General features: G+C 66.6%; 9 protein-coding genes and 6 pseudogenes. 3 read left to right on the top strand and 12 right to left on the bottom strand.

The features are described from left to right. Position 1: 1 nt before the first annotated feature. A complete protein-coding gene (locus A2G06_05130; GenBank protein ID ANA39828.1) occupies positions 2–907 on the top strand; it encodes a hypothetical protein in 906 nt (301 codons plus the stop codon). 673 nt (positions 908–1580) lie between these two features. Here A2G06_05130 and A2G06_05135 read toward each other — a convergent pair. The 5 genes and pseudogenes from A2G06_05135 to A2G06_05155 form a co-directional block, all read right to left on the bottom strand. Then, on the bottom strand, positions 1581–4079 hold the full coding sequence (locus A2G06_05135) for a histidine kinase (protein ID ANA39829.1): 2499 nt from the start codon (positions 4077–4079) through the stop codon (positions 1581–1583). Continuing rightward, positions 4076–5319: pseudogene (locus A2G06_05140) on the bottom strand (MFS transporter). Before A2G06_05140 ends, A2G06_05135 begins: the two are co-directional and overlap by 4 nt. Before the next feature lie 169 nt (positions 5320–5488). After that, entirely contained in the window at positions 5489–6856 is a 1368-nt protein-coding gene (locus A2G06_05145; protein ANA39830.1) for an MFS transporter, read from the bottom strand. Positions 6857–7228: 372 nt separating this feature from the next. Continuing rightward, a complete protein-coding gene (locus A2G06_05150) occupies positions 7229–8617 on the bottom strand; it encodes a radical SAM protein (GenBank protein ID ANA39831.1) in 1389 nt (462 codons plus the stop codon). Between the two features lie 104 nt (positions 8618–8721). Then, positions 8722–9811, bottom strand: a pseudogene (locus A2G06_05155) (hypothetical protein). A 177-nt stretch (positions 9812–9988) separates the two neighbouring features. Between A2G06_05155 and A2G06_05160 the strand changes: the two are divergent. Next, a pseudogene (locus A2G06_05160) lies at positions 9989–10932 on the top strand (carbamate kinase). Continuing rightward, positions 10929–12293: a GTPase gene (locus A2G06_05165; protein ID ANA39832.1), complete on the top strand. Its 1365-nt coding sequence runs from the start codon at positions 10929–10931 to the stop codon at positions 12291–12293. Before A2G06_05160 ends, A2G06_05165 begins: the two are co-directional and overlap by 4 nt. Here the strand turns inward: A2G06_05165 and A2G06_05170 are convergent. The 7 genes and pseudogenes from A2G06_05170 to A2G06_05200 form a co-directional block, all read right to left on the bottom strand. Further along, positions 12253–14069, bottom strand: a pseudogene (locus A2G06_05170) (potassium transporter Kup). The gene A2G06_05165 and the pseudogene A2G06_05170 overlap by 41 nt on opposite strands. A 286-nt stretch (positions 14070–14355) precedes the next feature. Continuing rightward, positions 14356–15060 carry a DNA-binding response regulator gene (locus A2G06_05175; GenBank protein ID ANA39833.1) on the bottom strand — a complete coding sequence of 235 codons (705 nt, stop codon included), beginning with the start codon at positions 15058–15060 and terminating at the stop codon, positions 14356–14358. After that, a pseudogene (locus tag A2G06_05180) lies at positions 15050–17748 on the bottom strand (two-component sensor histidine kinase). Before A2G06_05180 ends, A2G06_05175 begins: the two are co-directional and overlap by 11 nt. Then, the gene (locus A2G06_05185) at positions 17745–18314 is read right to left on the bottom strand and encodes an ATPase (GenBank protein ANA39834.1); all 570 of its coding nucleotides are present in this window, start codon (positions 18312–18314) and stop codon (positions 17745–17747) included. The pseudogene A2G06_05180 and the gene A2G06_05185 overlap by 4 nt, the downstream one beginning before the upstream one ends. Before the next feature lie 16 nt (positions 18315–18330). Continuing rightward, positions 18331–20399, bottom strand: a pseudogene (locus tag A2G06_05190) (potassium-transporting ATPase subunit B). Between the two features lie 35 nt (positions 20400–20434). Beyond that, positions 20435–22189 carry a potassium-transporting ATPase subunit A gene (locus A2G06_05195; protein ANA39835.1) on the bottom strand — a complete coding sequence of 585 codons (1755 nt, stop codon included), beginning with the start codon at positions 22187–22189 and terminating at the stop codon, positions 20435–20437. 181 nt (positions 22190–22370) lie between these two features. Next, entirely contained in the window at positions 22371–22580 is a 210-nt protein-coding gene (locus tag A2G06_05200; protein ANA39836.1) for a hypothetical protein, read from the bottom strand. Between the last annotated feature and the right edge of the window lie 233 nt (positions 22581–22813).

The raw sequence follows: 22813 nt of genomic DNA on the forward strand, positions 1-22813 counted from the left end.
CATGGCAAAAACGATCATAACCATGCTTGCCCTTGCAGGAGCGCTCGCATCGCCGGCCCTGGGCGCCGACGCCATCAAGCTCAAGCACTTGACTACCGAGTTCAACGATGAGAAGGGGGGGACCATGAAGGCCCCCGAGGGGATAGCCTGCGGCAAGAGGCACCTGGTGGTTTCCGACACCGGCGGCGGACGGCTGCTGAGCTACAGCATCGAGAACGGCTCGGTGCGCGGCGGCACCGAGATCAAGGCAGAGCAGGTGCCGTACCCCACCAAGGTGCAGTTGACCTCCAAGGGGGACATCCTGGTCATCGACGGTAAGCTCCGCCGCATCGCCCACTTCTCGCCCGAGGGGAGCTTTGCCGGCTACCTGGATCTGAAGGGGGTTCCGGCGCCGGCCGCCATCGCCCCCCGCGGCATCCGCGTGGACGACAAGGACAACATCCATATCCTCGACATCTTCGGGGCGCGGGTCATCGTCACCGATGCGGCCGGCACCTTCCAGTCGCAGATGCCGTTCCCCGAGGGGTATCGCTTCATCTCAGACCTGGCGGTCAGCGCCGGCGGGACCACGCTTCTCCTGGACAGCGTGGCGTCCAGGGTCTATGCGGCCGCCCGCGGCGAAACCGCCTTCAAGCCCCAGACCGACGGGATGAAGGAGTATCTCCAGTTCCCCTCCAGCATTGCCACCGACAAGCAGGGGAAGATCTTCATCCTCGACCAGACCGGCAATGCCGTCGTCACCCTCGGCCAGGACGGCTCCTTCCAGGGCCGTCAGCTCAACATGGGCTGGAAGAACTCGTTCCTCCACTATCCGTCGCAACTCTGCATCAGCGAGGAGAACGACATCGACGTGGTGATCGCCGACAGGAACAATAACCGCATCCAGGTGTTCAGAGTGGTAAGATAGTTGCTAATGAAATAACAAAGCCCTCCACACGACAAGGCGGGAAGGCTCCTTTCAATTGGCCCGGAGATTTATTCTCCGGGCATTTTTTTTGTACGGCGAGCAATATCAGGCGGTTGGCGGCGCCGGTGGGGCGGCCGGGCGGGGGCAGCACGGATACGGGCCTGTTTCATGAGATACAGTTCTGTTACGTACACTTGTGTAACATGTGACACTTGATTAATGATATTCTTGGGTTACGTTAATGTTGTTCCGGGCGCGGAGGCGGCAGCGAAAAAAAAGAGGGAACACGTCAGGCGGGCAACACGGGATACGAGGAGCCTGCCGGACATGGGAGATCATAGCGGAAATTCGGCTGGGCAAGGACAGGTTTCGTTGATTTTTGGAGCCACTAGTTGTTCTATTGACCGATAACGCGGCGGGATATGGACCACCCGACCGGATTCGCAGCCGATCCGCCCTGAAAAACTATTGCGGGGCCGGTCTGTGGTGCTGACTCGGCCATACGGCCTCGTCCTTCGGGCAGCTTTGGCTGTCCAATGTGCTCCGCACATGGTGCCGTTCGCTCAAAAGCTCAACGTACCGATGGGTATGCCTCGCCTTTTCGCTCTCGTGCGCCGGGCATCCCGGCCTCCTCATAACGTTTTGCAACAGCCTGCTGAGTCCGACAGGCGTCCTAGACGCCATGTCTGGGGAGGACGATGGTGAAGGTCGTTCCTGCCCCGGCGCTGCTTTCCACGCTGATCCTGCCGTGGTGCTCCTCGACGATGCGCTGGGTGATGGAGAGCCCCAGGCCGGTGCCCGCCCCCTTGCGGGTGAAGAAGGGCTCGAAGATGAGGGGCAGGTCGTCTCCGGCGATGCCGGGGCCGGTGTCGGCAACCGTTATCACGGCAGTGTCGCCGTCAACGCCGGTGGCCACCCGGACCGACCCGCCATCGGGCATGGCCTCCAGGGCGTTTTTCACCAGGTTCAGGAGGGCCTGCCGCACCTTTTCCACGTCGATGCGGAACACCGGCACGTCGCCGGGCTCGAAGCCGAGCGCCACGTTCCGGCTCTCGCACTCCCGGCGCAGGAGCAGGAGCGTATCCTGGATGACGCGGTTCAGGTCGGCCTCCCGCAGGAATGCCTTGGGCGGGGATGAGAAGTTGAGCAGCCCGGCCACGAGCCGCTCCACCCGCTCGATCTCCTGGAGCGCCTTGCCCATCATTGCCTGGCTTTCGGGGTCGAGCCCGGCCCGGTCGTGGAGGTCGTCCAGGAGCAGCGACACCCCCGTGAGCGGGTTGCGCACCTCGTGGGCGATGCCGGCGGCCAGCTTGCCCAGGGAGGCCAGCCGGTCCAGCCGCGTCATCTCCTCCCGGAAGCTCTCCTTCTCGGTCTCGTCCCGGATGGTGACGGTGAGCCCGCCGGAGCGGTCGGCATAGATGGGGAAGAAGCCCACCTCGAAATGCCGCTCCTTGCCGTCGGCCCCGAGCACGAGCGGCTCGCGTCCGTACTCGCGCCGGCCGGCCAGGGCAGCGGCGATCCGGCCGGTCATGTCGCTCCATTGGCTGAACACCTTCTGGTAGGGGGCGCCGATGACCGCTGCCGGCCCCAGCAGGCGCGTGCCGGTGCCATTGATGGAGGTGAGCAGCCCCTCGGGCGACAGCGTCATGATGGCACTGGAGATGCTTTCCAGAACGCTTTCCTTGAAGTTGCGCTCATCCATCATGTGCCGCCGCGATTCCTCCAGCTCCTCCAGGGTCTTGAGGAGCCTGTTCTTGCGGAGCTCCAGCTCGTCGGCCATCCGGTTGAAGGTGTCTGCCAGCTCGCCCACTTCGTCGCGCGCGGCCACCTCCACCGTGGCGCCGGATTCGCCCCCCGCCAGCCGCCTGACCCCGTCGGTCAGCAGGGCCAGGGGGCGGGTGACGCCCCGGGAGAGGAGCCAGGCGCAGATGACCACCATCAGGGACGTGGCGGCCACGATGATGGCCGAGAGCCGCAGGTGTTCCCTGAGCTGGAGGTTGATGACCGCGGCGCCGGCCCGGGCCGTTTCGTGGAACTGGTCCGCCTGGAAGCCGATGGTTACCCCCCCGAAGATGCCGTGGCGCTTGTAGTCGCCGGTGGAGTAGGGGATCGGCGCGAAGGCCATGATCTTCTTGGCCCCCCCCACGTTGGTGATGTCCACGTAGCCCGACTGGCGCTCCCGCACCAGTTGGGCCACCCGGGGGTAGTTGGGGTGAATGAAGCCGGCGTGGTCCAGGTTGAAGGGGATGCGGCCCGCCTCGACGTCGGCGGGGGGGGAGTTCTTCGTGTAGGGGGGGACCAGGATGCCGTCGGCGTCCACCCCCCGGATGTCCCAGAACTTGGGATGGGTGATGATCCATCCTTCGTCGTCGAAGATGAAGGCGTAGTTGCCGCTGCGGTAGGAGGGGAAGACCACAGCCCGGTTCTGGCCGGGGCTGATGTGCTGGGAGAATTCCATCAGAAGGCGGTGGTCGAGGGACAGGACCATGACCCCGTCGAACCGGCCCCGCTTGTCGAACAGCGGGGTGGCGAAACGGATCACGCCCCGGAATTCCCTTCCGCCGTAGGCGTCCTCCGGTTCCCGGGCGCCGGCCAGTTGCTCGTCTTTGCCCACGTGGAAGCCGGTGACGTGCGTCACGATGATTTCGCCCCGTTTCAACTGTCGGGCGCGCTGGAAGTAATCCTCCCGCAGGAACTCGGTCCGGGCGGGATCTGCCACGGTGCGCAGCCCGCTTTCGGGCACGATGGACCCTTCGCGGATCACCAGGGTTTCCCGGCCGTGGGCATCGATCACGGCCAGGGAGGCGTAGCGCGGGATCGACTCCCGCACCTCCCGGGGGGCCGCGGCGGTGCCGTCCCGCCGCCAGACCTCGCCGTGGCGGCTCTCGTAGAAGGCGGTCAGGATCCCGGGGGTGCGGGGGAGGGTGACGCAGAGCTTCAGATCGGCCTCGCAGTCCTGCAGGAAGCCGGCTATGCCCTCGGCCACCTGCTCGGCCCGCAGGCGCAGGCTTTCGGATGCCTGCCGGTCCGCGGCATCGGCGATCCGGTCGGCAAGGGTTTCCCGCACGTTGCCCAGGTTCAGGGCCAGGATGGCCGAAGAGACCAGCAGCGGCACCAGCGACAGGGTCAGCATGGCCAGCAGGATCTTCTGGAACAGGGAGAGCCGGTTCACCTTCGGCCTCCGGCCATGCGCGAGCTCTCGGGGCAGCGGCGCAGCAGCCACATGAAGATGGGCCCCGTGAGTGCGCCCGCGCCGGCCGTGGCAAAGGCGATCCCCCACTCGCCGCTCACCCCGGGCAAGGGCTCCCACCCCCGGCAGAGATCCAGCGCCCAGCCGAACACCGTGGGCGAGATCATGCCCAGCGAGTAGCCCACCAGCGACTGGAGCCCCATGGCCGCCCCCAGGTAGCCGGGGGCCACCAGCTCCGTGAGGCCGGTGGAGAAAACCGGCGACTCGGCCACGATGAGATAGCCGTAGGCCAGCCCCACGGCCACGGCCAGGTACGGAGAGACGTTGACCAGCCAGCCGAAGAGGAAGGACAAGGAGCGCTGCCGAGCATGACCAGGGTGATGGTCCGGGTCCGGCCCAGCCGGTCCGAGAGGGTGCCGGTGATGGCCGTGGAAAAGGTGCCGATGCCGACGATGGCTGCCGCCGCGGTGGCAGCCCAGCCGGTGGCCGCCCCCTGGTCGATCCCCTGCCGCACCAGCGACGCCGTAAAGAACGGCGCCAGCCAGCTCCGCATGCCGTACATCTCCCACATGTGCGAGCCGTAGCCCAGAATCATGAGAAACGCCGGCTTGTTGCGCACGATTTCCTTCTGGAAGGTCTGGTCTGATGTCACGTGCCGGACCGGCTCGTATCCCCGGAAGACGATCAGGGAGAGCCCCGCGCCCAGGTAGACCCCGGCCGAGCAGACGAGAATCGCAACCCGCCAGCCCGCCACCGAAGCCACGGCCCCGGTCAACGCCAGCGACAGGGATGCCCCCAGCACCAGCGCCCCCACGTAGATCCCCACGGCACGCCCCCGCTTGGACGGCTCGAACCGCTCCGCCACCAGCTTCAGCCCCGGCATGTAGGTGCCCCCCATGCCGATGCCGGTCAGGGCGCGTAGGACCATGGCGGAGGCGTAGTCATGGGCGTAGAGGCCGAACAGGAGGTTCGCCGTTCCCGACCAGAGGGCCGCGCCGATGAAGATCCGCTTGGTGTTGAGCCGGTCGGTGAGGGCCGACAGGATCACCCCCGACGCGATGTAGCCCAGTTGGTAGACGGAAAAGACCGACCCCGCCATGGTGTTGTTCATCCCCCATTCGGCCTTGAGCAGCGGGAGCACGGCCGAGTAGTTGATGAACACCAGCATGATGAATATCTGCGCCAGGCAGAGTATGAGAAGCCAGCGTGCCTTGTCGGACATGGGGCGTTCCGGGATCGTGGTTGACTGTTGTTTTCAGGTTTAATGAATACGAAAAGTATAGCCAGTTTGATTCACCGGGACAACGGATTTGACCGGTGATCACAAAAAAGAAGGCCCCGCCGGAACGGGGCCTTCACTGGTGCTGGATACGTCCGTGCGGACTGCTTGGTTAACGCATGCCGCGCGGGGTGGAGGGGGTGAAGCCGAGGAAGTCGGCCCAGCCGCGCATGAAGCTCTCCATGAAGTCGCTGCGGGGAACCGGCTGCGCCGCGGCGGTGGCCGGGGTGGCGGCCTTTGCCGGTTTCAGGGCCAGGGAGACGAGGGCACCCACCGTGAGCAGCGCGCCGGCCAGGATGAAGGAGGCGTTGAAGCTGCCGGTCTGGGTGTTCAGCATCTCGGAGGCGCGTCCCATCACGAAGCCGCCCACGCCCCAGGCGGTGAAGAGAATACCGTAGTTGAGGCCGTAGTTCTTGAGTCCCCAGTAATCCTTGCTGAAGGAGGGGAACAGGGCCAGGTTGGCGCCGTAGTTGAAGCCCATGAAGGTTGCCAGCAGCACCACGAGGACGGCGTTGGGATGACCGGCGCTCACGACCGGGATGGCTGCGAACATGAGAACCGCCTGGAACACGAACATGATGAGCAGCGTCGCCATGCGGCCGATCCTGTCGGAGAGGACGCCCGCCACGACCCGGCCGCCCGCGTTGCCCAGGGCCATGATCGCCACTGCCAGGAACGCCATGCTTCCCATGCTCTTCTTGGCGATGCCGGCCACGCTGCCGATGACCATGAGTCCGGCGCCGGCGCCGATGAAGTAGGTGATCCAGAGGATGTAGAACTTGCCGGAACGGAGCATCTCGGAGGCCGTGGCATTGACCGCCGGCTTGGCCGGGGCTGCCTTGGCCGCGCCCTCGGCCTTGGGAACGTCGGCAGGCACGTAGCCGGCCGGCGGGTTGACCAGGAAGAAGGAGAGGCCGCAGACGATGACCGCGAAGGCGGCGGCGTAGATCAGCATGGCCTGTTGGATGCCCACGGTGCCCAGGAGATAGCTGGAAACCGGAGCGATGTAGACCGGGGCGAGGCCGAAGCCGGCCACCACGATCCCGGCGATGAGGCCGGTCTTGGAGGAGGGGAACCACTTGAGGGCCGGGGGCGTGGCAGCGGAGTAGCCGAAGCCGAAGCCCGCGCCGGCCAGGATGCCGAAGCCCATGACCCATGCCATGTAGGCATTGCTCTGGGAGAGGAGGGTGAAGCCGATGCCCACCAGCAGGCCGCCGATGAGGGCGGTGCGGGCCGGGCCGATCTTGTCCTGGCACTTGCCGGCAAGGATCATGGCAAAGGCGAAGGTCAGGCAGCAGACCGCGTAGGGGTCGTTGATGGAAGCCAGGTTCCAGTCGAAAGCCCCCGGGCCCCCCTTCTCGATGGACGTCTTGATGGCGCCCTTGAAGATACTCCATGCGTAGAGAACGCCGAGTGCCAGGTTGATCCCGGTGCCGGCGAGGGCTACTTGCCACCCCTTGTTTTTGACCTGTTCCGACATCGCGCTACCTCCTTATGAACGAGTTCAGACTCTGTGGACGAACGAAGTGCGTTTGTTTCAGATAGAGCAACTTGCATACCATTGTTATAAAATTCTGTTTATTTTAAAAATCGTTTTAAAAACAATATGTTGTAATGATATGAAAATGTGTGGAACATTGCGAAGAGCTGGGGAGATTTTGCATAACTGCAAATTCAGTTATACCTGTTTGGAGCCGTTGGCCGGCGGCACGGGGGGTGGGGTGAGAAATTACGGCTCTAAAATCAGGGGGTTGGAGTTGTGTGCCGCACCGGCGCGATGGAGTTTGCAGAAATGCGAGGGGCAACGGTCACGTGCGAGGATGCGAAAAGGGGGAGGCGTCCGAGGAGGGGCTTACCCCACCTCGGCATATTCGCGCTCCCGGAACTCGACGCCCAGGGACTCGGCCAGGGCGCGCACGGCGGCCACGTCGATGCCCGGCACGGTGACGGCCGTGGCCACCACCGTGGGGATGTACTGCCGGGCCTCCTCCAGGAACCGGCAGATGCCGGTGAAGCCGTTGGTGCCGAAGGGGGTGTTGCAGATGCGGGCGTAGGTGTCGGCGTCGGCGGCGTTGAGGCTCACGGAGATGCAGTCCACCAGGCCCTGCAGTTCGGGCAGGACGTTGCGGCCGTGGACCAGGTTCGCCTGGCCGTCGGTGTTGATGCGGATGCGGAAGCCGCGTTTCTTCAGTTCCCGCGCCACTTCCACGATCAGGTCGATACGGAGCATGGGCTCGCCGAAGCCGCAGAAGACGATTTCATCCACCGGCCCCGGCTCGCCCACGGCGGCCAGCACCTCGGTGCTGTCCGGCTCGTGGTCCAGCCGGAGGTGATGCCCTTTCACCGTGTAGTCGTCGAACTTGGCGCAGAAGGAACAGCGGTTGGAGCAGCGGTTGGTGATGTTCAGGTAGAGGGAGTTCCTGATCCGGTAGGCGATCCGGGCCGCCTGGTCGCTCTCCCCGATGCCGAAGAGCCGCCGGGCGTTGAGGGAGGTGATCCGTCCCACGTCCTCCAGGGAGAGCCCCTTGAGTTCCGCCACCTTTTCGGCGGCGAGCCGCACGTAGGCCGGTTCGTTCCGCTTCCCGCGGTGGGGGACCGGGGTGAGGTAGGGGCAGTCGGTCTCCACCAGCAGGTGCTCGACCTTGACGCCGCGCACCACCTGGCGCAGGGCTTCGTTGGAAGGGTAGGTGACGGTGCCGGGGATGGAGATCAGGAAACCCATGTCAATGCACTCCCGGGCCATGGCCAGGTCGCCGGAGAAGCAGTGGAGCACGCCACCCACGTCCCGGGCCTTTTCCTCGCGCAGGATCGCCATGACCCGCTCGTGGGCGTCGCGGTCGTGCACCACGATGGGCAGGGCCAGTTCCCGGGCCAGCCGGATGAAGCGGCGGAAGACCCGTTCCTGCTCGTCGCGGGGTGAGCGGTCCCGGAAGAAGTCGAGGCCGATCTCGCCGATGGCCGCCACCTTGGGGTTTCCCTGGGCCAGGGTCCTGATCTCGTCGTAGCAGCGGTCGGTCACCCGCCCCGCGTCGTGGGGGTGGATGCCCACGGCGCACCAGATCCGCTCGTGGCGGCTGGCCAGTTCAACCGCGGCCCGGCTGGACTCCAGGTCAGCTCCCACCGTGACGATGTGAGACAGCCCCGCCTCCCAGGCGCGGGAGAGCATGGCGTCGAAATCGGCCGCAAAGTCGCGGCCGTCGATGTGGGCGTGGGTGTCGATGAGAAAACCTGACAGGTTCATGGTGGTCCTTCCCGGTCCGAGAATGCCGATGGCGGCCGAAGAGCCGCCATCGGTGATAAGGCTACCACGAACGGCCGTGCCGTGACAAGCCCGGCCGGGGAGGGTCATCCCTTCAGGTTGTGCCAGAGATTGACCATGAAATCCTGCACGTTGGTGAGGATGGCCCGGGCCTGGCCCGACCCCCGGTTGGCCAGCTTGTCGGCCCCGAATTCGGACATGTCCACGATATAGAAGTATACCGGCCGCACGGTGCCGTCATCCAGCACCCTGTAGCTGGGGGTCATGTTGCCAACGGCAATGGCATGCAACTGGGTGGCCAGGGCGATGACCGTGGTGGCCCGGCGGGCGTGGGCGCGCATGGCGTCCTGGGCCTGGCGGGAATCGGTGATCACGTCGGGGAGCGGCCCGTCGTCCCGGATGGAGCCCGCCAGGACCACCGGCACCCGGCGCTCCAGGCAGGCGCGGATGATCCCGTCGCGAATCCCCAACTCGGCGATGGCCCGCTCCAGGGAGCCGTGCCGCATGACCTCGTTGATGACGTCCAGGTGGTGGTAGTGGCCGCCGGTCACCAGGGCCTGGGTGTAGATGTCCTGGCCCAGCCCGGTATGGAACAGGGCCGCCTCCAGATCGTGGGTGGCCAGGGCGTTGCCGGCCAGGAGCGCGTGGCAGTAGCCCGCCCCGACCAGGCCGGCCATGGCGGCGCGGCTGTCCCGGTCGAACGCCACGGCGGGCCCCAGGACCCAGACGATGTGGCCGCGGTCCCGGTCGTGGCGCAGGATGTCGTACAACTCGTCATAGGAGCGGGAAAAGGGGCTCTCCCGGGTGCCGCGGCTGCGGAAGGTGAACTTGCCGCCCCCCGCCCGGCCGGGCGTCGAACCCCGTGGTGTGCACGTAGATCCCCTCTTCGCCGTTCTCCGTCCGCCCCATTACCACCCGGTCGCCCCGCCTGACCAGGCGGGGCTCCACCACCCTGAGCATGTCGCCGTCCAGCACCAGCACCGCGTCCATCCTGCTTCCCGCTGCCAGGAGCCAGCGGCCACCCCCCAGGTGGACGTATTCGGGATAGTTTGAGGTGGCGTGGAACCCGGCGGGGAGCACGCCGTTGCCGGGGGCCTCGGCCACGCGGACCGGCGGCGCGGCGGCCAGGTCGGGCCGGGTGAAGTCCGGGGACACATAGGCGGGAAAAGGTGTCATGGGCCATACCTCCCGGGGAAATCTCGGTAGCGTCAGGCAAAGTAAAGCCCCTGCCGGGGCGGTTGTCAATGGCCGGGCCTGCATCCGGTCGATCTCTGTGGTACCATTCCTGAGTCATTCATGAAGCCCGGGCCCCGGCAAGGGCCGCGGCAGGCAGATCACCACAGGGGAGAACCCATGACCGACAGCCCGAACCGGCCCATCCTGCTGGTCGCCCTCGGCGGCAATGCCCTGATCCGCCCGGGCGAACGGGGGACCTGCGCGGAGCAGTTCGCCAACCTGCGGCGTCCCATGGGGCAGATCGCCCGGCTGACCGACCGGTACCGGCTCATCATCACCCACGGCAACGGGCCCCAGGTGGGCAACCTCCTCATGCAGCAGGAGTCGTGCGCCGAGGTGCCGGCCATGCCCCTGGAGATCCTGGTGGCCCAGACCCAGGGGCAGATCGGCTACATGATCGAATCGACCTGGAGAGCGAGCTCTTGGCCCTGGGCGGCGAGAAGCGGTGCCTAGTGAGCCTGATCAGCTACGTGCAGGTGGCGGAGGACGATCCCGCGTTCCGCGCTCCCACCAAGCCCATCGGCCCCTACTATGCGGCGGCGGAGGCCGCGCGCTTCGCCTGGCCCATGGTGAGCACCCCCCGGGGATTCCGCCGGGTGGTGGCCTCGCCCGAGCCCCTGACCGTGGTGGAAAAGGACGAGATCCAACGGCTGGTGGAGATGGATTTCATCGTGGTCTGCTGCGGGGGCGGCGGCATCCCCGTGACCCGGGAGGGACGCGCCTTTCACGGGGTGGATGCGGTGATCGACAAGGACCTGGCCAGCGCCTGCCTCGGCCGGGAAGTGGGGGTGGATACCCTGGTCATCGCCACGGACGTGGCCGGCGTGGCCACCGGCTTCGGCACGGCAGGGGAGACGTTCCTGCGGCAACTGGATGCGGCGCGGGCGGAGCAGTTGCTGGCGGCGGGCGAGTTTCCCCCCGGCTCCATGGGGCCGAAGGTGGAGGCGGCCGTCCGCTTTGTCCGGGAGGGCGGCACGCGGGCCGTCATCTGCCATCTGGACGAGATCGGGGCCGCGGTGGCTGGAACGGCGGGGACGGAGATAACCGGAGGGACGACATGACGCGGAAACGGATCATCATCATGGGGGCGGCCGGCAGGGACTTCCACAACTTCAACTGCTGCTTCCGGGACAACCCGGCCTGCCGGGTGGTGGCCTTCACCGCGACCCAGATCCCCTACATCAGCGACCGGCGCTACCCGGCGGAACTGGCCGGAAAGCTCTACCCCCGCGGCATTCCCATTTTCCCCGAAGAGCAGTTGGAGGAGCTCATCCGCCGCCTCAGGGCGGAGCAGGTGGTGTTCGCCTACAGCGACGTGGCCCATGAGCGCCTGATGCACACGGCCTCCCGCGTGCTGGCCTGCGGGGCCGATTTCACCCTGCCGGGGCCCGATGCCACCATGCTCGCGAGCCGGCTCCCGGTGGCCTCGGTCTGCGCGGTGCGCACCGGCTGCGGCAAGAGCCAGGTGGTCCGCTACTTCTGCGATATCCTGCGGGAGCGGGGCATCCGTCCCGTGGTGGTCCGCCATCCCATGCCCTACGGCGACCTGGCCGCCCAGGCCGTGGAGCGGATGGAGAGCATGGCCGACCTGGACCGCTTCCGGTGCACCATCGAGGAGCGGGAGGAGTACGAGCACCTCCTGGACCATGGGGCCATCGTCTACGCCGGGGTGGACTACCAACGGATTCTGCGGCGGGCGGAAAAGGAGGCGGCGGTCATCATCTGGGACGGGGGGAACAACGATCTCCCCTTCTTCCGCCCCGACCTGGAGATCGTGGTGGCTGACCCCCTGCGTCCCGGCCACGAGACTTCCTGGTATCCGGGAGAGGTGAACCTGCGCCGGGCGGCAGTGGTGGTGGTGAACAAGGTGAATGCCGCCGAACCGGCGGCCGTGGCGGCGGTGGAGGAGGCGGCCCGGAGCGTGAACCCGTCGGCTGCGCTGGTGCGGACGGAATCGGTCATCACCGTGGCGGACGGGGAGCGGATCAGGGGAAAGCGGGTGCTGGTTATCGAGGACGGCCCCACCATCACCCACGGCTCCATGCCATCGGGCGCCGGGCTTGCCGCGGCCCGCCAGTACGGCGCCGCGGAGGTGGTCGACCCGCGCCCCTGGGCGGCTGGCTCGCTGCGGGAGGTCTATGCCGCCTGGCCCCACATCGGGCCGGTCCTCCCGGCCATGGGCTACAGCCCCGCCCAGGTGGCCGACCTGACCCGGACCATCGACACGGTGCCGTGCGACCTGGTGATTGCCGCCACCCCCATCGACATCGCCCGCCTCACCGGCACCGGCCGGCCGGTGCTGCGCGCCTTCTACAACGTGGTCGAAGGGGAGGGAGCTCCGCTCCGGCGGACCTTTGAAACCTTCCTGAACACCTGGCAGGCTACATCTCGACCCGCGTCACCACCCCCTGAAGCTTGCTGACCGGCAGCTTGTTGAACTGGACGAAGTTGGCGCTCTGGCGCTTGATGGTGGCAAAGATCCGCCAGACGGGGTTGCCGGTGTCGATGTCCTCGATGCCGTAGAAGATGACCTTTTCCTCGACCCCGTTTTTCTTGAGCAGTTTCTCGATGTCCAGCCGCTCCATGTAGCCGGCGTTGACCTCGAAGGCATCGAGCCCGGTGCCGATTCTCCGCGTCAGCTTCGTCCTCACGTCAAAGGGCTCGTCGGTCCGCGTCAGGGAGACGAACAGGTTCCGCTCGTAGATGATGTTGCTCCGGATGATGCAGTGGATCACGTAGGGGGGCACCACGTGGGTTTCCCGCACGAAAAAGAGTGCGGTGCCGGGGATGTTGTGCCCCTTGGCGTAGATCTGTTCGTAGGAGAGGAGGAAGGTGTCCAGGTCAAGGGGCTTGAGGGAGCGGTACAGGGCTCGCTGGCCCCGGGTCCAGATCACCATGATCGCCAGGGGGATGGAGGCGAGCACCAGGGACCAGTAGCCGCCGTGGGGCAGCTTGTGCATGTTGGCGATGAGATAGGCGAAGTCGATGACGGTCACGGCCAGGGCGATGGGCACCTTCCACTTCTTGGTGGTGCGGGAGAAGATCATGATCATCATGATGCCGGTGATGGTCATGGTGCCGGTGACTGCCAGGCCGTAGGCCGCGGCCAGGTTTTCAGACCGCTGGAACAGGATCATGATGAAGATGACCGCCACCAGGAGCGACCAGTTGACCGAGCCGATGTAGATCTGGGACTTCAGGTGGGTGGAGGTGTAATCCACTTTCATCAGCGGCAGGATGCGGGTGGTGATCCCCTGGTAGACGATGGAGAACACCCCGCTGATCAGGGCCTGGGAGGCGATGATCGTGGCCGAGATGGTGAGGAGCAGGAACGGGATGTAGAGCATCGGCACCTGGCTCTTCACCATGGAGAAGAGGATGTTCGTGGCCTCGGGGTTGCGCAGGATGAAGGCCCCCTGGCCAGGTAGTTGATGACCAGGGCGCAGAAGACGAAGTACCAGGCCCGGATGATCGGCTTTCTCCCCAGGTGCCCCATGTCGGCGTAGAGGGCCTCGCCGCCGGTGGCGCAGAGGATGACCTCGGAGAGGACGAAAAAGCCGGCCAGGCCGTTGTGCTTGAGGAAGAGGACGGCGTGGTGGGGGCTGATCGCCTGGACCACCGTGGGGGTGCCGATGATCGAGGCCAGCCCCGACACCGTCAGGGCCGAGAACCAGACGACCATGATGGGGCCGAAGGCAGCGGCCACCTTGTCCGTTCCCTTGAACTGGAAGATGAAGAGAAACACCGCGATGACCGCGGCCACCAGGATCAGGCCCCCCTGGGCCAGGTCCTCCAGGCCGGGGATCAGCCGCATCCCCTCCACGGCGGAGAGGATACTGATGGCCGGGGTGATGACCCCGTCGCCCAGGAGCAGCGAGACGCCGAGGAAGGCGAGAAAGCCCGCGAAGGCCGCCTGGCGCCCCGATTTGAGCAGCCGGATCAGGATCTCCTTGAGGACGATGGTCCCCCCTTCGCCCTTGCGGCCCAGGCTCATGGCCAGCCAGGCATACTCGACCGTGACGAGGATGATGAGGGTCCAGACGATGAGGGAGAGGATGCCGAGCACGTGCTCCGCGTCGGGCTTGGTCAGGGTCATGATGACCGTGAGGGTGTAGATGGGGCTGGTGCCGATGTCGCCGAACACCAGGCCCATGGATTTGATGATCCCGCCCCAGTAGGATTGGGCTTCGGTCTTCATGTACGCGCCTCCCGGATGATGTGCGTGAAGGGGCGGGAAACGGAAAAGCCGCCGGCAGACGCCGGCGGCCCTGAGACCGCTGTCGTGCCCTTCCAGATGCCTACGAGGTTAGCTGACGGGCTCGAGGCTGAAAGTCCTCTATCCGGCGCCATTGCCGGAATACGCCCCCAAAGTGGGTCCCCCGCATCCGTTCTCGCGAACGGATCTCGGCTGCATGAATATCCTCCATAGTATGCTCCGTTCCACCGGCAGGTCAAGTCCCCCGTGACGGCCGGCGGCGCGCCGTTCATTGGACCCTCAGGCGATAGCCGACCCCGGGCTCGGTCACGAGGTAGCGGGGACGCGAGGGGTCGGGCTCGATCTTGCGGCGGAGATTGCTGACGTTCACCCGCAGCACGTGGGGCTGTTCCAGGTGGGCAATCCCCCAGATCTGCCGGAGGATCTGGCTGTGGGTCAGGACCTTGCCCGCGTGGACCGCCAGGAGGCGCAGCAGCTCGTACTCGGTGGGGGTGAGTTGCACCTCGGCCCCGTCCACGGTCACGCGGCGGCGCGGCAGATCCACCTCCAGCCCGCCGATCCGGCAGATCGGTTCGGGCGCCTGCCGGATGGAGCGGCGCAGCACCACCCGCATCCTCGCCAGCAGTTCCCCGATGCCGAAGGGCTTGGTCAGGTAGTCGTCCGCCCCGGCGTCCAGGGCATGCACCTTGTCGTCCTCCCGCTCCCGGACCGACAGCACGATGATCGGCACCGGCGACCACTCCCTGATCCGCCTGATGACCTCCACCCCGTCCAGGTCCGGCAGCCCCAGATCCAGGAGGATGAGATCGGGCCGGACGGCCGCGGCCGCGGCCAGGGCCGCGTGACCCGTTTCGGCCTGGTGGAGCGAGAACTCCTCCCCATCGAGGACGGTGCGGAGAAAGCGGCGGATTGCCGCTTCGTCGTCCACGATCAGGATCCGCGGCCGGTTGATGCCGCTCGCTTCATGGGCCATGGGAAACACCCTCCTTCGCCCCGATGGCCAGCGGCAGGGTCAGGGTCACCCGGAGCCCCCCCCCGGCCCGGTTCTCGGCCCGGATGGAGCCGCCGTGGGCCTCGACGATTCCCTTGCAGATGGAAAGCCCCAGCCCGGTTCCCTGGGCCCCTTCGGGCACCGCAATGCGGTAGAACTTGTCGAAGACCCGCTTCAGGTCCTGCTCGGGAATGCCCGGGCCGCGGTCCGTCATCTCGATTCGGAGCCTGCCGCCGTCCACCCGGGCCGTAATCTCCACGCCGCTGTCGGGCGGCGAATATTTCAGCGCATTGTCGAGCAGATTCACCAGCACCTGGGTCATCAGGACCATATCCATCCTGACCAGGGGCAGGTCGGGGGGGAGGCGCACGTCGATCCCGCGCTCGCCGATCCGCCGTTCCAGGGCCGCCAGGGCGCACCCGATCAAGTCCTGAACATCGCTCAGCTCCTTCTTGAGCTTGATGGCCCCGGACTCCAGGCGGGTCATGTCGAGGAGGTTGCCCACGAAGCGGTTCAGTCGCTCTGCCTCTTCCCACGCGGTGTCGAGCAGCTCCAGCCGGGATTCGTCGGCCAGGGTGTGGACCTTGTCCCGCAGGGTGTCCAGGCGCCGGTGATGGAGACGAGCGGGGTGCGCAGGTCGTGGGAGATGGAGTTGAGCAGGGCCCGTTCGAGGTTTTCCCGGGCCTGGAGGATCTGGGCCTGCTCGGCCTGGCGGGAGAGTTGGACCCGCTCCAGGGCCATGGCGGTCTGGGAGGTGAAGGCGTCCAGTAGGCGGCGGACCTGGGTGGAGCGGTAGTCGGCATCGTTTTTCAGCCTGACCCCCAGCACCCCGAGGATGGAGCCCGCGGTCTGGAGCGGCAGGTAGAGAAACCCCGCCGAGGCGAGGGTTTCGGTCCCCTGGCCCGCGGTCTGGCGGTTGCGGAACGCCCAGTCGGCCACGGCCATCTCCTTGACGTCGGGCTTGAGCCCCTTGCTGGCGGCGGCGACCCTGAGCCGGTCCCCCTCGGGAAGGAGCACGGCAACCCTGGCGGACAGGGACTCGCCGATGTTCCTGACCACGGCCCCAACGAGGGTTCCGATGTCGGCGGCGGCGGCCAGGTCGCGGCTCAGGTAGTAGAGGGAGGCGGTCTGCTCTTCCCGTTCCCGCACGGCCTCGGCCCGTTCGCGCACCGTGGAGACCAGGGTGCTGATGACCACGCCCACGGTGAACAGGGCGACAAAGGTGATCAGGTACTGGGTGTCTGCCACGGCAAAGGTCAGGTGCGGCGGGATGAAGAAAAAGTCGAAGGCCAGGACCCCCAGAAAGGCCGTGAGGATGGCCGGCTTGAGGCCGAGCCTCAACGCGGCCAGCACCACTGCCAACAGATAGATCATGACCATGTTGGTCGGCGCCAGGAAGGGACGGAGCAGGAGGCAGGCCAGGGAGGCCGCGACGACCAGTGCCAGGCTCGCCAGGTAGCCGGTGAGGGGAATCGGCCTCCGTTGCGCGGGAGGGGCCGCCCCCTTTCCGGCTTCGGCCGGCCCGTAGCTGACCACGTGCACATCGATGGCGCCGCTCAGGCGGATGATCCGGTCCACCAGGGGCAGGCGCAGGAACTCGCGCCAGCGCGGCTTGGCCGGCTTGCCGACCACGATCCTGGTCACGTTGTGCCTGCGGGCGTAGTCGATGACCGCCTCCGCCACCGACGTGGCAGTCACGGTGGCGACCTGGGCGCCGAGGCTTTCCGCCAGGCGGAGATCCTTCCAGACCCGTTTCCGGTTCTCCTGCTCATGCCTGCCGTCGCCGGGTGTCTCCACGTAGACCGTGAACCAGGGGGCCTTCAGTTCGTCCGCCAGGCGGCGGGTGGTCCGGATCAGCCGCTCGCTGAACGGGCTGCCGCTGATGCTCACCAGGAGCCGATCGGCCGCCGGCCAGGGGCCCGGAATGGCCCGCGCCTCCATGTAGGCCCGCATCTCCCCGTCCACGCGGACCGCGGTGCGGCGGAGCGACAGCTCCCGCAGGGCGATCAGGTTGCCGGGGCGGAAGAACTTCTCCGCGGCAAACGCGGCCTGCTCCGGCACGTAGACCTTTCCCTCGCGCAGCCGCTGCAGGAGATCCTCCGGCGGGATGTCCACCAGCCGGATCTCCGCCGCCAGGTCCAGGAGCCGGTCCGGCACGGTCTCGCGCACGGCGACGCCGGTGATCTGCGCCACCACGTCGTTGAGGCTTTCGAAGTGCTGGACGTTGACCGTGGTGTAGACGTCGATGCCGGCCGCCAGGAGCTCCTCCACGTCCTGCCAGCGCTTCTCGTGCCGGGAGCCGGGGGCGTTGGTGTGGGCCAGCTCGTCCACCAGGGCGAGCTGGGGCCGGCGGGCCAGTACCCCGTCGATATCCAGCTCCGGGAGCATGACCCCTTGGTACTCGATCCGGGCCGCGGGGAGGATTTCCAGCCCTTCCAGGAGCGCATCGGTTTCCGGCCGGCCGTGGGATTCCACGTAGGCCGCCACCACGTCGCGCCCCTCATGCCTGCGCTCCCGGGCCGCCTGCAGCATGGCGTAGGTCTTGCCGACGCCGGCGGCGTAGCCGAGGAATATCTTCAGTTTTCCCCGCGCCCCCTCCGCCTCTTCGGCCTGGGCCAGTTTCAGCATCGCCTCCGGCGAGGGGCGTCTCTCGTCGTCCATGTCGCTCATGGCATCAGTGTATCCAATGCCAGATTCAGGGCAAGCACGTTGACTCGCGGTTCTCCCAGGAACCCGAACTGGCGGCCCTCGGTATGGGCGGCGACCAGGCCGGCCAGGGTCTCCTCGCTCATGCCGCGGGCCCCGGCGACGCGGGGAATCTGCGCCCGGGCCGCTTCCGGCGAGATGTGGGGGTCGAGCCCGCTGGCCGAGGCCTGGACCAGGTCGGACGGGATCGGGCCGGGAACGCCCGCGGCCCTGAGCGTCGCGACCCGGTCGGCCACCGTTTTCAGGTACGCGGGATTGGTCGGCCCGGCGTTCGAGCCGCCGGAACCGGCCGGGTTGCAGGCGAAGCCGGGGGTGGCCGAGGGCCGGGGCCAGAAATACTCCGGCGCGGAGAAGGGCTGGCCGATCAGGCCGGAACCGATCTCGCGGCCATGCCGGTCAATGATGAGGCTCCCCGCGGCCTGCTCCGGGAAGGCGAGCGAGGCGATGCCGGTGACGAGCGCCGGGTAGATGCCGCCGCAGATGACGGTAAAGGCGATGACCAGCAGGATGGCGGGTTTCAGGTCCTTCATGGCTGCGTCCCCCTTGTCACACAAATATCCCCACCACCAGATCGATCCCCTTGATCCCGACGAACGGCGCCACGATCCCCCCGACCCCGTAGATGAGGAGGTTGTGGATCAGGAGCTTCTCGGCCGGCATGGGCCGGAACCTGGTTCCCCTCAGCGCCAGCGGCACCAGCAGCGGATGATGAGCGCGTTGAAGATGACCGCCGAGAGGATGGCGGAGAGGGGGGTTGCCAGGCGCATGACGTTCAGCGCGCCCAGTTGCGGATAGACCGAGATCATCATGGCCGGGATGATGGCGAAATACTTGGCGATGTCGTTGGCGATGCTGAAGGTGGTGAGGTTGCCCCGGGTCATGAGGATCTGCTTCCCCACCTCCACGATGTCGAGAAGCTTGGTCGGGTTCGAGTCCAGATCGATGATGTTGGCCGCCTCCCGGGCCGGCTGGGTGCCGGTGTTCATGGCCACGGCCACGTCCGCCTGGGCCAGGGCCGGGGCGTCGTTGGTGCCGTCGCCGGTCATGGCGACCATGAGGCCGGCCTCCTGGCTCTCGCGGATCAGGCGCAGCTTCTCCTCCGGCTTGGCCTGGGCCAGGAAGTCGTCCACCTGGGCCTCGGCGGCGATGGCCGCGGCGGTGAGGTAGTTGTCGCCGGTGATCATAACGGTCTTGATCCCCATGCTCCGCAACTGCTGGAAGCGTTCCTGGATCCCCCCCTTGACGATGTCCTTCAGGTTGACGACGCCGAGGATCTCGGTGTCCACGGAAACCACGAGGGGGGTGGCCCCGGCGCGGGCGATCCTGTCGACCACGTCGGCCAGGTCGCCGGGAACGGCCCTGCCGCCGAGCCCCGTGACAAAGGCGACGGTCGAATCGGACGCCCCCTTGCGGTAGTGCCTCCCTCCCGCATCCATGCCGGAAAGGCGGGTCTCGGCGCTGAACGGTATGTTCACGGCACCGGCGGGAAGCTCATCCATGCGCAGGCCGTACTTCTGCTTCGCCAGTACCACGATGCTGCGCCCTTCCGGCGTTTCATCGGTCAGGGACGCCATCAGGGCCGCCTCGGCAACCTCCTGTTCGGTATGCCCGCCCACCGGCACGAAGGCGACGGCTTCCCGGTTCCCCAGGGTGATGGTGCCGGTCTTGTCGAGCAGCAGCACGTTCACGTCCCCGGCCGCTTCGATGGCCCGCCCCGACAGGGCCACGACGTTCTTCTGGAACAGCCGGTCCATGCCGGCGATGCCGATGGCGGGCAGGAGCGCCGCGATGGTGGTCGGCGCCAGGCAGACGAAGAGTGCGGTCAACACCGTGAGGGAGACCGGCGTTCCCCGGCCGGCCGTCTGCACGCTGTACAGGGAAAGGGGGCTCAGGTTGATGCAGACCAGCAGGAAGACCACCGTGAGCGCGATCAGGAGCACCTCCAGGGCGATCTCGTTGGGGGTCTTGCGCCGCCTGGCCCCTTCGATCATGGAGATCATCCGGTCCAGGAACGTCTCCCCCGGGTTGGCGGTGATCCTGACGATGATGGCGTTGGCGGTCACCGTGGTGCCGCCGGTCACCGCGCTCCGGTCTCCGCCCGATTCGCGCACCACCGGCGCCGATTCGCCGGTCACTGCCGCTTCGTTCACCAGGGCCGCGCCGGCCACCACCTCGCCGTCGCCGGCAATCAGCTCCCCCGCCTCCACCAGGATGCAGTCGCCCTTGCGGAGCTGGTTGGCGCCGACCGGCGTGACATCGCTGCCAAATTCGGGCGTGCCCAGCCGCTTGGCCGTCACCTCCGTGCGGGTCTTGCGCAGGCTGGCGGCCCGGGCCTTGCCGCGCCCCTCGGCCAGGGACTCGGCAACGGTGGAGAAGATGACCGTCAGCCAGAGCCAGAGAGAGACGAGGCCGGTGAACCAGGCCGGTTCCCTGCCCACACCGGCGAGCGACATGACAAAGGTGGCGAGGGTGATGACGCTGGCGATCTCCACGCAGAACATGACGGGGTTGCGCCAGAGGCTGCGCGGGTCGAGCTTCCTGAAGGATTCCGCCAGGGCGGGGCGCACGATCCGGGCGTCGAAGAGCGATATCGGTTGCGCTGAGTGTTTTGACATCAGTGTCTCCTGTAGGGGCACTTCATGGAGTGCCCTTACGAAATCACGGTCAGGTGCTCCACGATGGGCCCGAGGGAGAGGGCCGGGAAAAAGGTGAGCGCACCGATGATCAGGATGACCAGGGTGAGCCAGAGGGCGAAGGGCACCTTGTCGGTGGGAAGCGTGCCGAGGCTCGGCGGAACATACTTCTTCCCGGCCAGGGAGCCGGCCAGGGCCAGCATGGACACGGCCGGCACATACCGGCCGAGGATCATTGCAACCGAGCCGAGGAGGTTGTAGAAGTTCGTGGTGGCGTTCAGGCCGGCAAACGCGCTGCCGTTGTTGTTGGCCATGGAGGCGAAGGCGTAGAGCACCTCGGTGAGGCCGTGGGCGCCGGGGTTGGCCATGGACGACACCGCCTGGGGGGTGACCATGGCGAGCCCCGAAAGCACCAGCACCGTGACGCCGGCAATCAGGACCGTGACGACCGACAGCCACATCTCGCGCACTTCGATCTTCTTGCCCAGGTACTCCGGCGTGCGCCCGATCATGAGGCCCGAGACGAAGACCGCGATCACCGCAAAGGCGAGCATGGTATAGAGGCCGGAACCGACCCCGCCGGGGACCAGTTCCCCCAAAAGCATCAGGGTGAGGGGGACCATGCCGCCGAGGGGCGTGAGCGAGTCGTGCATGGTGTTGACCGCGCCGCAGGAGGTGCCGGTGGTCGCCACCGTGAACAGGCTGCTTCCGGCCGGACCGAACCTGGTTTCCTTTCCCTCCATGTTGCTCCCGTGGACGCCGAGTTTCGCCACCAGCGGATTGCCGCCGGATTCCATGGCATGCAACGCCGCGAGGGAAGCGGCCAGGATCAGGAGCATGACCCCTAGCAGCGCCCATCCCTGGCGGGTGTTCCCCACCATGGCGCCGAAGGTGTAGGTGAGCGAGACGGGGACGAGGAGGATCAGGAGTATCTCCACCAGGTTGGTGAGCGGGGTCGGGTTTTCGTAGGGATGGGCCGAGTTGGCGTTGAAAAAGCCGCCGCCGTTGGTCCCCAGCTCCTTGATGGCCTCCTGGGAGGCGACCGGCCCCATGGGGATCGTGACCTCCTTCACGGTCACCCGTTCGACGGCCGGAATCCCCCCGGCATCGGTCTTCGGCGTGTCGTGGACGACCGGCTGGACCAGGGACACCGTCCTGTAATCGCTGACGTTCTGGATCACCCCCTGGGAAACCAGGACAAGGGCGGCGATCAGGGAGATCGGCGCCAGGATGTAGAGTGTGGCGCGGGTCAGGTCGACCCAGAAGTTGCCGATCAGGGCGGTCGTCCGCCGGGCAAAGCCGCGGATCACGGCGATCGCCACGGCGATGCCGTTGGCGGCTGAGACGAAGTTGTGCACCGTCAGTCCCGCCATCTGGGTGAAGTAGCTCGCTGCCTGCTCCCCGGCATAGGCCTGCCAGTTGGTGTTGGTGACGAAACTGACGGCGGTGTTGAGCGCCAGGGGCCACGGGAAGGCCGGCAGCCGCTGTGGATTGAGGGGGAGCAGGTGCTGCAGCGTCAGCATGGCAAAGAGCGCCGCAAAAAGGACCAGGTTGAAGAGGACCAGGGCACGCGCGTAGCGCTTCCAGTCCATCTCCTCCTCGTGCTTCACCCCGCAGATGCGGTAGAGGAGGTTCTCGCAGGGGACGAGAACGGGAGACAGGACGGTTCGCTCCCCTTGGAAGACCCGGGCCATGAAGGCGCCCAGGGGCTTGACCATAACCAGGAGGAGGGTGAAAAAGAGTACGGTCTGCAGCCATTCGTACAGGTTCATGGTTCAATCTCCGGATTGAACAACGCTAGTAAGTGTATCACATCGGTGGGATGCCGGCGGGGGCCGGTCCCGGCTCTCGTGTTTCGTGCGGGAAGCCCCCGGAAGTAATGGTGAGGCATTGTGGCTGCTGCCGAGGCGCGACGAGTGTCCTGCCCGCTTCATGTCCGACCTGAGCAGAGCCTCAGTCCGGCGTGGGGTGGGGTTTCGTCTTCTGCGGGAGCGTCGTCACGGTCCATGTCCTGCTCCGGCACTGGTAGACCGGTATTTCCCCCCTGCCGTAGGGCGGCGGCGCCACGGTCGTGGCCCCGTCAATCGTGCCGGCCATTGTTTCGTCCTCGAACCCCTCACCCTGGTACACGCCCGTGACGCAATCGAAAAAATAGATTTTCATGGCCGTCCTCCCGCGTGAACTCCTTGTCACTACCATAGCGGAAGGCGCCTCAACGCAGGCTCAAAAGAGGGGGGGACCGCATCAAGAAATCATCAAGAAGAGAGGCCCCGGAGAAACCGTTCTTTCCTGAGGCAGGGGCGGGAAAAAACAAAGGCCCCGGTTGAGCGGGGCCGTGCAGGACGGGAACTTGGCGGTCGGGATGGCGGTGGTTGTCGGGTGATCCGGTGCCGGGC

The organism is Geobacter anodireducens (assembly GCA_001628815.1).
GTDB classification, from domain to species: Bacteria; Desulfobacterota; Desulfuromonadia; order Geobacterales; family Geobacteraceae; genus Geobacter; species Geobacter anodireducens.